The 15,525-nt window shown below is 45.3% G+C and carries 18 protein-coding genes, 1 tRNA gene and 1 pseudogene; 6 read left to right on the top strand and 14 right to left on the bottom strand.

Features of this window, described 5'->3' with window-relative positions:
- Position 1: 1 nt before the first annotated feature.
- The 5 genes from DT73_RS04245 to yafN all read right to left on the bottom strand — a co-directional run bounded on the left by DT73_RS04245 (position 2) and on the right by yafN (position 2,543).
- Positions 2 to 340 (bottom strand): DUF1493 family protein, encoded by a 339-nt coding sequence (locus DT73_RS04245; protein ID WP_036104405.1) that lies wholly within the window; start codon positions 338 to 340, stop codon positions 2 to 4.
- The gene (locus DT73_RS04250) at positions 334 to 792 is read right to left on the bottom strand and encodes an STM2901 family protein (protein WP_036104547.1); all 459 of its coding nucleotides are present in this window, start codon (positions 790 to 792) and stop codon (positions 334 to 336) included. Before DT73_RS04250 ends, DT73_RS04245 begins: the two co-directional genes overlap by 7 nt.
- Positions 793 to 825: 33 nt before the next feature.
- On the bottom strand, positions 826 to 1,071 hold the full coding sequence (locus tag DT73_RS04255) for a hypothetical protein (protein ID WP_152552479.1): 246 nt from the start codon (positions 1,069 to 1,071) through the stop codon (positions 826 to 828).
- Between the two features lie 786 nt (positions 1,072 to 1,857).
- A complete protein-coding gene (locus DT73_RS04260; protein WP_036104411.1) occupies positions 1,858 to 2,262 on the bottom strand; it encodes a type II toxin-antitoxin system YafO family toxin in 405 nt (134 codons plus the stop codon).
- 20 nt (positions 2,263 to 2,282) lie between these two features.
- Positions 2,283 to 2,543 carry a type I toxin-antitoxin system antitoxin YafN gene (gene yafN / locus DT73_RS04265; RefSeq protein ID WP_036104550.1) on the bottom strand — a complete coding sequence of 87 codons (261 nt, stop codon included), beginning with the start codon at positions 2,541 to 2,543 and terminating at the stop codon, positions 2,283 to 2,285.
- Positions 2,544 to 2,929: 386 nt separating this feature from the next.
- On the opposite strand from yafN, the gene DT73_RS04270 reads away from it, so the two are divergent.
- Together DT73_RS04270 and DT73_RS04275 are read left to right on the top strand one after the other, a co-directional pair.
- Positions 2,930 to 4,267 carry an anti-phage deoxyguanosine triphosphatase gene (locus DT73_RS04270; protein ID WP_036104415.1) on the top strand — a complete coding sequence of 446 codons (1,338 nt, stop codon included), beginning with the start codon at positions 2,930 to 2,932 and terminating at the stop codon, positions 4,265 to 4,267.
- Between the two features lie 25 nt (positions 4,268 to 4,292).
- A complete protein-coding gene (locus tag DT73_RS04275) occupies positions 4,293 to 5,006 on the top strand; it encodes a hypothetical protein (protein ID WP_036104417.1) in 714 nt (237 codons plus the stop codon).
- Positions 5,007 to 5,127: 121 nt separating this feature from the next.
- Here DT73_RS04275 and DT73_RS04280 read toward each other — a convergent pair whose 3' ends face one another.
- The 3 genes from DT73_RS04280 to DT73_RS04290 form a co-directional block, all read right to left on the bottom strand.
- A complete protein-coding gene (locus DT73_RS04280) occupies positions 5,128 to 5,457 on the bottom strand; it encodes a conjugal transfer protein TraD (protein ID WP_235234411.1) in 330 nt (109 codons plus the stop codon).
- Entirely contained in the window at positions 5,408 to 5,662 is a 255-nt protein-coding gene (locus DT73_RS04285; RefSeq protein WP_036104420.1) for a hypothetical protein, read from the bottom strand. The genes DT73_RS04280 and DT73_RS04285 overlap by 50 nt, the downstream gene beginning before the upstream one ends.
- A gap of 169 nt (positions 5,663 to 5,831) precedes the next feature.
- A complete protein-coding gene (locus DT73_RS04290; protein WP_036104423.1) occupies positions 5,832 to 6,464 on the bottom strand; it encodes a hypothetical protein in 633 nt (210 codons plus the stop codon).
- Between the two features lie 376 nt (positions 6,465 to 6,840).
- Here DT73_RS04290 and DT73_RS25385 point away from each other — a divergent pair.
- Both DT73_RS25385 and DT73_RS26410 read left to right on the top strand, forming a co-directional pair.
- Positions 6,841 to 7,002, top strand: a pseudogene (locus tag DT73_RS25385) (integrase core domain-containing protein); the annotation flags it as partial.
- The gene (locus tag DT73_RS26410; protein WP_160173957.1) at positions 6,999 to 7,172 is read left to right on the top strand and encodes a hypothetical protein; all 174 of its coding nucleotides are present in this window, start codon (positions 6,999 to 7,001) and stop codon (positions 7,170 to 7,172) included. The pseudogene DT73_RS25385 and the gene DT73_RS26410, both read left to right, overlap by 4 nt.
- A 170-nt stretch (positions 7,173 to 7,342) precedes the next feature.
- Here DT73_RS26410 and DT73_RS04295 read toward each other — a convergent pair.
- The 3 genes from DT73_RS04295 to proB form a co-directional block, all read right to left on the bottom strand.
- Positions 7,343 to 7,418 (bottom strand) — tRNA-Thr (locus DT73_RS04295).
- Positions 7,419 to 7,531: 113 nt separating this feature from the next.
- The gene (gene proA / locus DT73_RS04300) at positions 7,532 to 8,785 is read right to left on the bottom strand and encodes a glutamate-5-semialdehyde dehydrogenase (RefSeq protein ID WP_036104425.1); all 1,254 of its coding nucleotides are present in this window, start codon (positions 8,783 to 8,785) and stop codon (positions 7,532 to 7,534) included.
- 10 nt (positions 8,786 to 8,795) lie between these two features.
- Positions 8,796 to 9,899 (bottom strand): glutamate 5-kinase, encoded by a 1,104-nt coding sequence (gene proB / locus DT73_RS04305; RefSeq protein WP_036104428.1) that lies wholly within the window; start codon positions 9,897 to 9,899, stop codon positions 8,796 to 8,798.
- A 287-nt stretch (positions 9,900 to 10,186) separates the two neighbouring features.
- On the opposite strand from proB, the gene phoE reads away from it, so the two are divergent.
- Positions 10,187 to 11,266 carry a phosphoporin PhoE gene (phoE, locus tag DT73_RS04310; RefSeq protein ID WP_036104431.1) on the top strand — a complete coding sequence of 360 codons (1,080 nt, stop codon included), beginning with the start codon at positions 10,187 to 10,189 and terminating at the stop codon, positions 11,264 to 11,266.
- Positions 11,267 to 11,365: 99 nt separating this feature from the next.
- Here the strand turns inward: phoE and crl are convergent, their stop codons facing one another.
- From crl to gpt, 3 genes are all read right to left on the bottom strand, one after another.
- Positions 11,366 to 11,767: a sigma factor-binding protein Crl gene (gene crl, locus DT73_RS04315; RefSeq protein WP_036104434.1), complete on the bottom strand. Its 402-nt coding sequence runs from the start codon at positions 11,765 to 11,767 to the stop codon at positions 11,366 to 11,368.
- A gap of 57 nt (positions 11,768 to 11,824) precedes the next feature.
- Complete coding sequence (gene frsA / locus DT73_RS04320) at positions 11,825 to 13,069, bottom strand: esterase FrsA (protein ID WP_036104436.1); 1,245 nt, start codon at positions 13,067 to 13,069, stop codon at positions 11,825 to 11,827.
- Between the two features lie 111 nt (positions 13,070 to 13,180).
- Complete coding sequence (gene gpt, locus DT73_RS04325; RefSeq protein WP_036104439.1) at positions 13,181 to 13,639, bottom strand: xanthine phosphoribosyltransferase; 459 nt, start codon at positions 13,637 to 13,639, stop codon at positions 13,181 to 13,183.
- A gap of 267 nt (positions 13,640 to 13,906) precedes the next feature.
- Between gpt and pepD the strand changes: the two genes are divergently transcribed.
- Entirely contained in the window at positions 13,907 to 15,364 is a 1,458-nt protein-coding gene (pepD, locus tag DT73_RS04330) for a beta-Ala-His dipeptidase (protein ID WP_036104442.1), read from the top strand.
- Positions 15,365 to 15,525: the final 161 nt, after the last annotated feature.

Here is a 15,525-nt window from a genome sequence, read left to right on the forward strand (position 1 = left end):
ATTAGTCGTATAACCATTTCCCGGCTTTAGCCGATTTAATAAACATGTCAATCGTGAAATCAGGAACATCTATAGGATCAGGTTTCTTGAATGGATTCCATGAATGTTTTACTTCGGGGTAATAGGTTTCAAGATGAAAATTAGACATGTCTACGTCAAATTCTTTTGCAAAATCTTCAACTAACTCTTCAACATCATCCTGATCAAGCTGTACATCAAAATAAATGTTCGATTCTGCTGTGTACGTGTCGTATTTCTTTTTCCTGAACATGTAAGCGCCAGCACGAACAGAAAACATGTGCAGCACTCTCTGTGCAATGTCGTCTTCACAAATTACCATAACTTATCGTTGCCTCTCGCTATGGTGTTGTATTCGCGGATCGAATTGTAGGTTATCAGTGAAACATCAGCCAAAAGAATAACCTCGCCAACTAACGGAATAGTACGGCCTACCCATGTTCCGACTTTCCTCACCATCCTACGTTTTACAGTCCACGGAGTATAACCGCCGATCCATGTCGGCATTTTCAACCCGAACGGGAACATTCTATTTCCGAAAACTTTTCTCACGCCTTTTGAAAGCCTGGAAGTTCCTTTCAATGCCGCTTCTGGTTTAGCCCGAGTATCCTGATCATTCATACCCGCATACAGTGCATAAATTGCGGCAATGTCTTTAATGCCGAACTGATCAGCCGTGTTGAAAATAAACACCATGAAAAAGAGTTCAGAGGCGGTAAGATTTGATTTTCCCGCATAAAAGTACGTTCCGTTTAGCTCTTCTACTGTATCCACCAGTAACCCTATAATTTCTAATGAGTTGCGCACTTATCGTACACCTATGCAATCGGATAGGGGAAAATTTCTTCCGGGAAAATTCTGATTCTGTGTAACGAAATGAGGTTGATAAACCAGATCAGAACATCGTATTAGCTGCCCGGTTAATTTGATCTCTGCTTCTTCTTCCTGCTTTCTTGCAAGCCAGGCTTTACCCTCTGGAGTTGCCAGGAATTTACGGGCCTGGATCTTACGGTTGTTGCGCTTTGTCGCGCCGCTTTTGGTCGCGTTTGCCATGTTCTCACCTCGATTTGCTAATTTTTCTATACGGATCAGGATACTGGAAGCTATCCAAAATTGAGGAACAATGACAAATACAAAACCTTTGAGTAATACCCCCACCTCTACGTGCCGTGATGGGCACATAAGAAAATGGGGAGCGTAGCAACTTCGTTAGAAGATCTGCGGCTGTCAGATTGTCTCTCTATCTTCCTGTTATCAGGTGATCGTTGTGTTCCGGTGATCGCAACCATGGCAGAGCCGGATTCTTTCCCGTTCCGGTTAGTCTTCCCACCATTTCGCCTGTTTATCCATTCAGCCATAAACCATACAAAGCCAAAGGGCTTACAAATGGGTTACGACTGAACTTTCGGCTTTCTGGTGCTTCACAGCACGGATCGCCCACAGCCCCGCACGAAGGGGAGAAGATAGAGACTCGTTATCATGTTGTGTGGGCCTGGCTGCCCTGTTAGTACGACTCAGTTTTACAAAGCAAGTGATGCTGGTCATGCAAGATTCACATGCTTCTACAGGTTGGACGCTTCGCACACCTGCCCATGCAATCTATATTGATAACCGCCCATACATTACACAGGCGTTTAAACGTGTTAAGGCGAGACCAAAGGTGACGGGGGATATCACGTAATCCTTTGATTTTGTTTGAATGGTGCGATAATAGGAACAACACCTACATCATAATAATTTGATTAATAATATAAATTACCTGTTTCATCTTTGTCGATACCCCCAAAGATACCCCCAACGGATTTTGCGCCCTGTTTAGGTGGGTGTTTTTTAAGCAACTTAATGTTTCATCCTGAACGCTTCGGCTATCATCCCGATCTTATGCATATAGTTATTGTTACGCGCCATTTTATGCGCTTCAGATTTCAGGCTGATAATCAGCAGGTAGGCATCGGAATCCATCGCACCTTTGCAATATACCAAATGAGCCTGATCGCTGGTTCGTTTGAACTGACGTAAAAACTTCGGAAAAGGGGCTTCCGCATCGGCAAGATCAATGTGGGCCACCTGTTCTTCTTTTATCAAGGGATAGGTGCGGTCATCATCATAAGGCGCATCACGCCCAAAGGTATCTGGCAATACGCCATCCTTTTTGTAGGAAACAAAATCCGCCGCCAAATCATCAAGCGCTTGTTGGCTCAATTGCTGACGGATCAGTGCTGACTTAAAAATCCTGATGCTCATTCCGTGAACTCGGTCAGATCCTAGTCAGAGGCGTTTTGCAGCAGTTTCTGCCCGCTATCCGCAATATCACTTAAACGTTCAGCAGTTGGCCTGAATTGCGCAGCAGTATGCACCTTGCCCTGCTTCTCCTCTAATAGGTCGATCAGTTCTTCAAACACCTTGGCACTGACCATGTAGCCAGCGGGACGGTTGTTGGAGAGCACGGCAACCGGCTCATCAATAAAATACTTCGCTGGGTTCTTTCTTAACTCAGTGATAACTGGAACACTGACAGCTCTCAATGTACAAAAATTATTCTGACTAAGATTTTGTCCCAACCATGCTATATTACCCCCATCGGGAGAATAAAAAACTTCTGATGTATTAAAGACATTTTTCCACATCCCATTCTGGCAAGATAAAATTAAACCCTCACTGTTTTTACTCATCAGACTGAAGCGAAACGGGTTTAACACACTCCTCAGGTTGAGCCTGAAGTGATTGTTAAATTAGTTAAAATCAAATAATAACGCAAAGTTATTGCTACCAAGCTATTCATATACTGTATAACAAACCATATCCCACGAATATTAATTATTAGATAGAATAGAATCGAATACCATATTTAAATCTCTCAATGCTTTTAAAAATCAACGTGATAACATCATTAAAATCAGAGGGTTAACAAATGGACACTGCGGAATGGAGTAGAAGGAAACGGAATGATGATGATAACTATCCTGTAAAAGAATTCAATTCAAATACTGATGACAGCCAGTACCAAAGAGACAGAGCAAGGGTTATTCATTCGGCAGCATTCAGGCGATTACAAACAAAGACACAAGTATTAGGACTCGGAGAAAATGATTTTTATCGGACACGGTTAACACATTCTTTAGAGGTAGCACAGATAGGCTCAGCCATTTGTGAAAGACTACATGACAAGTATAGGACTGATGAACTCATTAGGTCGTGGATTCCATCCTTAAGCCTGATTGAGGCTATTGGTTTAAGTCATGATATAGGTCACCCTCCTTTCGGTCATGGTGGTGAAGTAGCACTTAATTATTCTATGATTGATTCAGGTGGATTTGAAGGCAACGGGCAAACCTTAAGAATTGTGAGTCGCCTTGCCGAATACTCACCAAATCATGGCATGGATTTGACTCGAAGAACCCTTTTAGGACTGGTAAAATATCCAGCTCCATACAGTAAAGTAATAAACTATAAGCAAAACAGAATACCCCAGACTACTCCCCCATTAAATTTAGATAACTGGCATCCCCCAAAATGTTATCTTGATGATGAAATAAATTTACTTGATTGGATTTTTAAAGCAATCCCGAAAAAGGATACTGAGTTGTTTTCAACAATTGAATCTGTTGAAAACGCTCATCATAAAACAATTTATAAATCATTTGACACGACAATAATGGAGCTTGCAGATGATATTTCATATGGAGTTCATGATTTAGAAGACGGTATAGCATTAGGTCTCATAACTAAAAGCATGTGGGAGAGTGATATTCTCCCAAAAATCCTTTCTTATAATACGAATGAATTAGCAAAAAACATAGACTTCTACAATAAAAAACTCTTTAATGGTTCGAATAAAGAAAGGAAACATGCAATAAGTAAGTTAGTGGGATATTTTATTTCCTCTATACACATTGAAAAAAATGATATGTTCAAAACGCCACTTTTAATGTTAAAAGCTACCCAAGATAATGACGGAAAGAACATTTTGAAAGCGTTGAAAAGTTTCGTCATGAATCGGGTAATAAAAACGCCAGAAGTGCAGGTTTTAGAATACAAAGGCCAACAAATAATATTAAAAATATTTGAAGTCTTACGTGAAAACCCTAGCAGATTGCTACCTAAAAACACACTCAATGCTTATCAAAACGCTGAAAATAAAAACAGAGTCTTATGTGATTATATATCTGGAATGACAGACAGTTATGCAACAAAACTGTACCATAAATTATTCACACCAGATATCGGTTCAATTTTTGATAGGTTGTAGATAAAAAATAAAACAAGGACAAAGCATGAAGATTGATAACATACAGCTACACTCTTTCTTACGCTCACAGGATATAACATATTTTCATCATGCAAATACTGTAGCAACTGCAATATCTTTTATTAGAAATGGGGGGCTAATTTCAAGAAGTGATATTGAAAGACTCGGTGCATTTCAAACGAAACAGGAATCTGACCCGGAAGATAAGCAGTATGACGTCTGGGGAGATGTGTTTTTGGACACAGTGGACCTTCATGGGTTTTTCCCGAGACAAAACCTATATGGTCCTGTTTTGTTTAAGTTTAATATAGATTTCCTACTTCATGAAAACTTAGATATATGGATAACAAAAACAAACCCAATGTTTTGGATCCCAAAAATGTCAAGTAATGAAAGATACTTCCAAAACATGTCTGACATTTTACTGAATTGGAATAATTTTGATCGGCAACGCAAAATGATAACAATACGAAAGCCATACCACCCAGTACTATTTAAGTACTTGGTGGAAATAGTTCTTGATGATCCCGGCGTTAAAATTTATGACGAAACCATACTTTATGATGTAGCACATACATCGTTAAGTATAGAATTGAACAATGTTCAATTGCCTTTAACACTATTAACAAAAAGACGTTGCGGAGGGTGTTTCTGTCAAGACAATTACCTAAAACAATTAACTATAGAAAAGTTAATAAGTTTATTCTTAACACCACAACATAAGCATTGGAGAAACTAGAGTTGCGATATTTTAATAAAATTTAAATATTTGCTACCTCCCCCTCTGAGGTTTTTTTAACAGTTCACCGACCTAAAGCAAGTTTTAGGCCGGTTCACCGTTATGACGTGAATAAAAATAATTAACATTTGGATTTATTTATAACATTTTCGATATAGATTTGACCTTGTGCTCTGAAGGACTCAATATCATGCTCAGATAGTTTAGATATGTTAAGCAGAACCCCAAAGACTAATTCTTTATCCACATAACCAATATCACATCCTAAGACTTTGGCAACCTCTGCACCGAAAATAATTTTCTTTCGGGTATTTTCTTTTTTCGTTTTCTGTTTCTTTTTGCTTCCAGGAAGTATAAATGTTCCTGTGCTGAAGCAATTTGTTGTTTTATATCTTTTTTGGTCATTTATGCTCTCCAATTTTTTTCTCGTTGGCATAAGGGACATTTTCATAGTCATAACCATTACCAATTTTTTTCTTGACTGACTTAATCTTCAATTTAAATTGTTGCTTTATCTGGCGCTGTTTTGCTTGTTCCCTAATATTGATTACTATCTTTTCTGCTTCTAAATAGGCTTGTTCTGTATCGGTATAGATACCATCATCAAGAAGTCGCCTGGCTTCCCAATCAATGGCTTCATCATTATTTTTATACATTAAACCTCCTTGTATTTTTTGTTAATTATCCTTTACCACATTTTGGATAATTAACAATACAACTTCAGTATTTTATTTAAAAATCATGCCATTATAATCAACCCCTTACAAAACGAACATAATAAATTGGTGGGGTAAGTTTGTTCCTAATAATTAAAAGCGTTAAAAATTAATCATTTCTAGCAGAAATTATTTTATGTATGATTTTTATTCTCAATGGAGCCAGTAAAATGCAACTTCCTAAAAGGAATGGATAATTGTATAAAGCAAAGAAAGAAATAAATATAGAATAATACAAAAAAACATCAGCAGGATTAACATGACTCCGATTATAGACAAGAAATGAAAGGTCAATAGCTTTGCATCCGAAATATAAAGATACTGCATATATCAAAACAGAAGAAAATAATAACCCATATCCCCATAAATTTTGTAGTTTTTTTGTTCTCAAAGAGTGTGAAAACTCGATTGTTATATCCCCTCCTTTATTATTAAGCTCTGTGACTTTTAACCATTTATTCAATTGCGCATACAAAAAAGATAGTCTGGATGGGCTTTTTTGAGCCATTAGTATTTTTATTTCATCAGCTGACACATATCTTGATTTATATATTACTCTAAAAAGAACCTCTATCAAATGACAATCTTTTGAATCAGATTTGATTGCAGCTGAGAGCTTTTCTACATTTATGATTCTATCTTTAGCCCTTATATAATAAAAATTAAATATAAAACTAATTACTGGGAATGTTAACATACCGCCTATTATTTTAATAACAAATTCAAAATGAGAAACGAGCATTTTATTTCACCATGTCATTTTAAAAAAACACTTAATATCTTATCGGCATGAAAGGAATATTCTTTAGAATTTCACTACTAAATTATTCATTATTACCTAAGTTACTTAATTTTTCGTTTTTTATTTAATCTGCCACTCTCGGTTATGAAATATTACTCTGGCCTGATATTTTCGTAGTAAAGGGAATTATTTACTATAGCTTTTATTTTTTCAGATTTCTTCCGTCATACTGTAAGTATCCCTGCAATCCGGACCATTCACTTTTAGAGATCTTCCCACATACTGAATATGTCCCCTGAGGAGATCACTATGCGTAAAGCCCGATTCACCGAATACCAGATCATTGCTGTTCTGAAGTCTGTCGAAGCCGGACGTCCGGACTGAAATTCTGGATTTTTACCTGTTCAGAACCCTGAATGAAGCGAGGGAAATCACTGAGCGCTGGCTGGCTGAATATAACAGCGAGCGGCCTCATGAATCCCTGAATAACCTGACACAGGAAGAGTACCGGCACTGCGGGATACGGTATGTGATGTGACGCCGGGACAGCGTCACCATGGTGAAGATAATGTCCTGCTGAAGCAGCGAGATGACCTGTACCGGATGGCAAAACAGGCCCACCCTGAGCACTGGTCAGGCAGAACAAGAAACTGGCAGCCGGAAGGTCCGGTAACACTGAATCCGGAGCAGGAAAAACAGGCCGCTTAAATTAACCCGGGGTGCCAACTACCTTGACACTTACCGAGAATAGAACGTCTGTAAAGTTTGAATTTGTGTGAGAGGGCACATAGCACTAGCTATGTTATGCCAAATAAGTACGCGAGAAAGAAAACAGCAGGATTACATGCAGATGAAAAAGTGTAACTCATTGATTTTAATGGTGCCGATAATAGGAGTCGAACCTACGACCTTCGCATTACGAATGCGCTGCTCTACCAACTGAGCTATATCGGCACTGCAGGATGTGGTTACGAGCGTAACTCACGGGCAGCAAGGTTAAAACTAACCGGGGGATGCGTCAATAACTCAGTGAATCAAACGGCTATTTTTGCATCACCCCGGTAATATCACGCACGAATTGTATCGTCGCCGTAACCAATCCACTTATAGGTGGTTAGTGCTTCCAGGCCCATCGGGCCACGGGCATGCAGTTTCTGTGTGCTGACAGCCACTTCCGCGCCCAGGCCAAACTGGCCGCCATCGGTAAAGCGCGTAGAGGCATTCACATATACCGCAGAGGAATCCACTTCATTCACGAAACGGTCGGCATTGCGCAGTGTGCGCGTCAGAATTGCGTCGGAATGCTGCGTGCCATGCGCACGGATATGGTCGATGGCATCGTCCAGCCCGCTTACCAGCTTCACGTTCAAATCCAGCGACAGGAATTCGTTGTCGTATTCTTCTGCCTTCACGGGCACAACAGCAGCCGGGCCGGATGACAATGCCGCCAGCGCAGCAGCATCGGCATGCAGCGTTACGCCACGTTGTGCCATAACGTTACTCAGTTCAGGCAGGAAGCGGCCTGCAATTGCCGTATGCACCAGCAGCGTTTCAACCGTATTGCAGGTGCTGGGGCGTTGTGTTTTGGCGTTAACAATCACGTTCAGGGCCGGGGTAATATCGGCAGACTCATCGACAAAAATATGGCAGACACCAATTCCGCCGGTGATCACCGGAATAGTCGATTGCTCGCGGCACAATTTATGTAAGCCAGCGCCACCACGTGGGATCAGCATGTCGATATACTGATCCATGCGCAGCATTTCATTGACCAGGGCTCGATCCGGGCTTTCAATGGCCTGTACAGCGCCCGCAGGCAACCCACAAGCTTCAAGTGCAGACTGAATAACCCGCACGGTTGCGGCATTGGTGCGCCAGGTTTCTTTCCCGCCACGCAGGATCACGGCATTACCGGTTTTCAGGCACAGGGAAGCGACATCCACAGTCACGTTGGGGCGGGCTTCATAAATAACGCCCACTACGCCCAGGGGCACACGGCGGCGCTCAATGCGCAGGCCGCTATCCAGCATGCCGCCATCAATCACCTGCCCTACCGGGTCTGCCAGGCGGCACACCTGGCGAACATCATTGGCAATACCACTTAACCGCGCAGGGTTGAGTTGCAGGCGGTCCAGCATGGCTTCGCTCAGGCCGTTGTCACGAGCTTCGGCGAGGTCCTGCTCATTGGCAGCAAGAATGCTTGCAGCCTGAGCTTCCAGGTTGTCGGCAATCATTTCCAACGCAGCATTCTTTTCCCGGGCAGATAACTGCGCCAGGCGGTAAGACGCGGCTTTGGCCGCTTTACCCATATCTTCCAGCATCCGGCGTTCCTTATTTGACTATCATATCGTCGCGGTGAACGGCGACAGGACCATACTCATAACCAAGGATGGCGTCGATTTGTTGTGAGTGGTGGCCAGCAATACGGCGCAGCGCATCACTGTTGTAGCGGCTGACGCCGTGGGCCACATCGCGCCCGTCCAGGCTGCGAATGCGAATAACTTCGCCACGGGAGAAATTGCCAGTCACCTCTTTGATACCTTTCGGCAAAAGCGAGCTGCCACGGGCTTCCAGCGCATTGAGCGCGCCATCATCAATGATTAGTTCACCCGCCGGAGGCGCACCAAAAATCCAGCGTTTGCGGTTTTCCAGCGGTGTATCTAAAGGATGGAAACGAGTACCAACAGAGATACCTTCCATCACATCGCTGATAACCCCGGGTTTGCTGCCTGCGGCAATCACCACTTCAACACCAGCCCGCCCGGCGACATCGGCCGCCTGCAGTTTGGTGCTCATGCCACCGGTGCCAAGGCCAGACACACTGTCACCGGCAATAGCCCGCAATGTGTCATCAATGCCATGCACTTCTTTAATCAGTTCGGCTGTGGGGTTATTGCGTGGGTCTGCGGTGAACAAACCTTGCTGGTCTGTCAGGAGCAGTAATTTATCTGCGCCAGCAAGAATCGCGGCCAGTGCGGATAAATTGTCGTTATCGCCCACTTTAATTTCCGATGTAACGACGGCGTCGTTTTCGTTGATAACCGGCACAATGCGGTTATCCAGCAAAGCACGCAGTGTGTCGCGCGCATTCAGAAAACGCTCACGGTCTTCCATATCGGCGCGGGTCAATAGCATCTGCCCTACATGAATACCGTAAATAGAAAACAGCTGTTCCCACAACTGAATCAGCCGGCTCTGCCCCACTGCCGCCAGCAATTGTTTGGACGCAATGGTCGCGGGCAATTCCGGATAACCCAGGTGTTCACGCCCTGCCGCAATAGCGCCAGAGGTTACAATCACAATCCGGTGCCCGGCACTGTGTAACTGCGCGCACTGGCGCACTAATTCGACAATATGGGCTCGGTTCAGGCGGCGGGAGCCGCCAGTTAATACACTGGTTCCCAGTTTAACCACCAGTGTCTGGCTATTACTCATGGTGTTCTGCCGTTTCAACAAATAAAAAGAAAAACTGATGACGTTGTAACAGGACTCGCGAGCCTTGCCAACAGGCAGCGGGGAAAACAACGGAAAAAGAGCAAAATGAGGGAAAATACCGGGTAATGTTTACATGTTAATGACAGTAAAAATAAATGACAAAATTTTAGAATTTTCCTGCAAATGTCATAAATCTTTAATCGCCGGACGTTAAAAAACTCCCTGTTTTCTCCGGGCTCCTCTTGCCCGCGATTGTGGCGCGTTAAAAAACAAAACAGGAAAGACCAATGAAAAAGAGCACTTTGGCATTAATGATGATGGGCATTATGGCAGCTTCCGCTTCACACGCAGCTGAAGTTTACAACAAAGATGGTAATAAACTGGATTTGTACGGCAAAGTGAAAGCTGAACACTACTTCAGTGACGATTCCAGTAAAGATGGCGACCAAACCTACGTGCGTCTGGGCTTCAAAGGCGAAACCCAGATTAACGACCAACTGACTGGTTATGGCCGTTGGGAAGAACAATTTGCTGGTAACCAACCAGAAAGCACCTCCAGCCAGAAAACACGTCTGGCATTCGCCGGCCTGAAATTCGCTCAGTATGGCTCACTGGACTATGGCCGTAACCTGGGTGCGCTGTACGATGTAGAAGCCTGGACCGATATGTTCCCGGAATTCGGCGGTGATTCCTCCGCGAAAAGCGATAACTTTATGACCCAGCGCTCAAGCGGCCTGGCGACTTATCGCAACAACGATTTCTTCGGCATGGTCGATGGTCTGGATTTAACCCTGCAGTACCAGGGTAAAAACGAACGCGACACTGCAAGCAAAGCAAATGGCGACGGTTTCGGCTCTGCCCTGACTTATGCCATTGGCGATACAGGCCTGAGCGTTGGCGGTGCATATACTGTTTCTAACCGTACTCTGTTGCAGAAACAGCAGGTACTGGGTACTGGCGATAAAGCAGAAGCCTGGGCAACTGGTCTGAAATATGACGCCAACAATATTTACCTGGCTGTGATGTACTCCGAAACCCGCAATATGACACCCATCAGTGGCACGTCATCCGCCTTTACTGGCGCAGCGAACAAAACGCAAAACTTTGAAGCTGTTGCACAATACCAGTTTGATTTCGGCCTGCGTCCTTCTATTGGTTATGTTTCCCAGAAAGGGAAAGATATCGAAGGGATTGGCGACCAGGACCTGGTTAACTATGTCGACCTGGGCGCGACTTACTACTTCAATAAAAACATGTCCGCGTTTGTTGATTACAAAATCAACCAGATTGATAAAAACGCGAAAACTACTGCCCTTAAAATCAGCACCGACGATATCGTGGCTGTGGGGATGACTTACCAGTTCTGATGGCATTAAAACAGCTCGCCAGAGACATGGCGGGCAGCAATACCACTGCTTCCCCCCAATAGCGCCCTGCTTGCTACTGGGGGTTTTTTATAGAGCAGTTCAGGCAGAAAGCCGGACTGGCTTTTCGTCGAAGTCTTCGGCGGGGAGCAACTTGATATTGAAGGAATCCAGCAGTTTGGTGAGGTTGGCATGGAAGGTACGCAGCGTTTTCTCAATTTCCTCGTTCGCGTTTTTATCTTTAACGGGAGAGGGATTCCAAACACCTTCCTTATCAAACAGGCCAAATTGATAGGTGTAGGCAAAGTGTGTATCAAGCGCTTCTACTTGCATCCACCAGCCCCAGAACTCGCGTTTCTCGGGGGCAGGTTTCACGTTAACGCACACCGCCAGACAATCAAAAAAGAAACGGTTCTCGTCACACTGTTCTTCACGCAAATACGGGCCAAGGGCAGCAAATTTTTTTAGCAACCGGCCCCGTGGGTGTCCACCTGGTAACGTCATTTTAGTCTCCTTTAGTCGTTCAAATGTTTTACCAAATAAACAGAATTTATCAATCCTTTAACCCAGGCGTTTACTGATCCAGTCGACAATATCGCTCAGTGCTTTATCAAAGTTGCGGTAAACCGGGTTAAACGGTATTGCAAGCAGCTTACCATCGGAAGATGACGACGCGATTAAACGCGAATCTTCCTCCGGGCTGAACGGGTCATTATCCCAGTAGCCAGAAAGCATTGGTGTGGGGCAGCGGCGCCCAAGCAAACCCTGCGTTTTCAGTGAGTAGCGATTTAACTCCGTGCTTAAAATAGCATTGGTGGCGTTCATCATGCCCAGGCGGCTGGCTAACACATCAATATACATATCCGGAATATTGCGCTGGCGTTGCGGGTCACTCAGCAGGCTGTGCACCACCGGCCCAAGGCAGGCCACGGCTTTCAGGCGCTGGCTTTCCAGGTAAGCCAGCCGCACGGCCACATTGGCACCAAAACGGAAGCCAAAAGCGGCAACCCGGGTGTGGTCAACCCAGGGAATATTGGTGAGGTGCTGCAGAACATGCTGGTGAAGCTGGCTGGAATCCTGGTTCAGCTTCCATTTAGATGAAAAGCCAATTGAAGGCATATCAATTGTCAGCATCGCAATACCGCGCGGCGCAAAGTAACGGGAGTACAGTTGGTAGTAATCACTTTGCAGTGCATCCAGCCCGCCGCACATCAAAATCGTCGGCCAGGGGCCTTCGCCTTCCGGCATATGCAAAAAACCAGTTATAGCACTACCGCCTGGAATACGAAATTCAAGCTGGCGTAATTCACCATGCAGCCGCAGAGTGGCTTCTTCGTAGGCACGGTTAGCCAGAGTTTGCGCCTGTTCTGCCAGCTCATCACCTTTCAGGTGAGGATAAGCTGCAATACTGTACAGGTTCGCGGCTTTGAGCCAGAGTTTGCCTGATTGCGCGTTATTTTCTTCCTGAGTCGCCTGTTGTTGCCAGGACATCGCCTGGCGGGACCATTCGTAAATCCAGTTCCCACTGCGATAACCAATGACGGTGTCTATCCAGTCGTTGCGAGTGCGCTCAGCATCACAGGCGGCGATACGGGCCTGCACTTCAATGATTTCTCGTGGGTCCACTCCACGCCAAATCCACATCAGGCGGTTTATCATGCGGTACCAGTGAGGCACCGTTGACCCATCCAGAGTGGACTCAACCATGAGTGGTTTATCATTACGAGGTCGCTGCACCAGAGTGGATGTTTCCGGGTGCTTAAAACGGGGCTTGAATAACGAAACGCTGAGGTTTTCCTCTGACATAATGACGGCCTCCATGAACAGGTCATGTTGCCTATTGTATCTTGTCAGGCGCTAAAAAAAACAAACGCCCGACAAACGGGCGCGTGTTTTTACCAAACTGATGATGCCAAATTAACGGCCAGCTAACGGTGGTACGAAGACAACGCCCATATCCCACGGCTGTTCAATCCAGGTATCCTGTGGAATATCAATTTCGTAATCGTCTACCAGCGGTTTACCCGCAGGTTTGGCAAAAATGGTAACAAAATGTGCTTTCGGGTACATTTCGCGAATCGCAACCGCAGTGCCACCGGTATCAACCAGGTCGTCGATAACGATAAAGCCTTCGCCATCGCCTTCAGCGCGTTTCAGTACTTTCATTTCACGCTGGTTGTCATGGTCATAGCTGGAGATACACACGGTATCAACATGGCGAATGCCCAGTTCACGTGCCAGCAGCGCGCCAGGCACCAGGCCTCCGCGGCTCACAGCAATAATGCCTTTCCACTGTTCAGCTGGCAGCAGGCGGCTTGCCAGTTTACGTGCGTGAATCTGCAGCATGTCCCAGGTGACAACGTATTTTTCGCTCATGTGAATGTCCCGGCCAGTAAAAACGGCTTAAAAAGTGTTCAGGGGAAAATTGGGTTGCGCGAGATTATAGAGATCTGGCGCACTAAAAACCAGTGTTGCGCAATGCTCCGCAGTTTTTTGTGCCCAGAAACACCCCCACCCAGATAATATAATGGTATTCTCACGCCAACGTGCAAGTATCGGTTTCCCGCAAGTTACCGGTGCTTTTTATTTGCTTAATCCGGGCTGTCAGCATTCACTGGCAACCCGCTGTCAAGGAGACTCGCCGTGTCTGAACTGTCCCAGTTATCTCCCCAACCTTTGTGGGATATTTTCGCGAAAATTTGTTCTATCCCTCACCCTTCTTACCATGAAGAACAGTTGGCTGAACACATCCTGTCCTGGGCAAAAGACAAAGGCCTGCACGCTGAGCGTGATCAGGTCGGGAATATTTTGTTGCGTAAACCAGCCACCAAAGGTATGGAAAACCGCAAGCCTGTCGCATTACAGGCTCACCTGGATATGGTGCCACAGAAAAACAACGACACTGTTCATGATTTTACTAAAGACCCGATTCAGCCGTGGATTGATGGCGAATGGGTAAAAGCCCGTGGCACTACGCTCGGTGCAGATAACGGTATCGGTATGGCTTCAGCTCTGGCTGTTCTGGCTGACGACAGCGTTGAGCATGGCCCGCTGGAAGTGTTGCTGACCATGACCGAAGAAGCCGGAATGGATGGCGCGTTTGGTCTGCAACCGGGCTGGTTACAGGCTGATATCCTGATCAACACAGATTCCGAAGAAGAAGGCGAGATTTATATGGGCTGCGCCGGTGGGATTGATTTCATCACCACGTTGCCATTAAGCCGTGAAGCTATTCCTGCTGGCTACCAGGCGTTTAATCTGGAGCTTAAAGGCCTGAAAGGCGGCCATTCCGGTGGCGAGATCCACGTGGGTTTAGGTAACGCAAACAAATTGCTGGCGCGCTTCCTGAGCGATAATGCACGTTCTCTGGGCCTGCGCCTGGTGGAATTCAGTGGCGGCACGCTGCGCAACGCTATCCCTCGTGAAGCTTTTTCTGTAGTTGCTGTTGCAGAAGGCCAGGTTGCGGCATTCAAACAACAGGTTGAGTCTTACCTTGCCACACTGAAAAATGAGCTGGCTGCTGTTGAGAAAAACCTCACTATCCTGCTGGAGCCAACTACTACGGCGAATACCGCTCTCACTCGTGAAAGCCAGGACAAGTTTATCAGCCTGCTGAATGCCACACCGAACGGTGTTATCCGCAATTCAGACGCCGTTAAAGGCGTAGTTGAAACTTCCCTGAATGTCGGTGTAGTAACAATGGAGCAGGGTAAAGCAGAAATTATCTGCCTGATCCGCTCACTGATCGACAGCGGGAAAGATTACGTCGTCAGCATGCTGACTTCTCTGGGCGAGTTAGCTGGTGCCGATATTGTCGCCAAAGGCAGTTACCCGGGCTGGCAGCCAGATGCCAATTCACCGGTAATGCACCTGGTGCGGGAAACTTACCAGCGCCTGTTCAACAAAACGCCAAATATCATGGTAATTCACGCAGGCCTGGAATGCGGGTTGTTCAAAAAACCCTACCCGGACATGGACATGGTTTCTATTGGGCCAACCATCACTGGTCCACACTCGCCCGATGAGCAAGTGCATATCGAAAGCGTGGGCCAGTACTGGGTACTGCTGACCGAGCTGCTGAAATCAATCCCGGCTAAATAAGCTCCCAACGCCCTGTTAACACAGGGCGTGCAGATTGATGAAAAAGAAGGAAAAAACGTGGTTTTTCCTTCTTTTTAGTTAGCAGCCGAAAATCAATAAATTGATTTTCCTGGTTTTTTATTGGGTGACATCCTCTCATTCTGTGCGGACATGAGGTTCGT

The organism is Mangrovibacter sp. MFB070, from assembly GCF_000705335.1.
GTDB classification, from domain to species: Bacteria; Pseudomonadota; Gammaproteobacteria; order Enterobacterales; family Enterobacteriaceae; genus Mangrovibacter; species Mangrovibacter plantisponsor.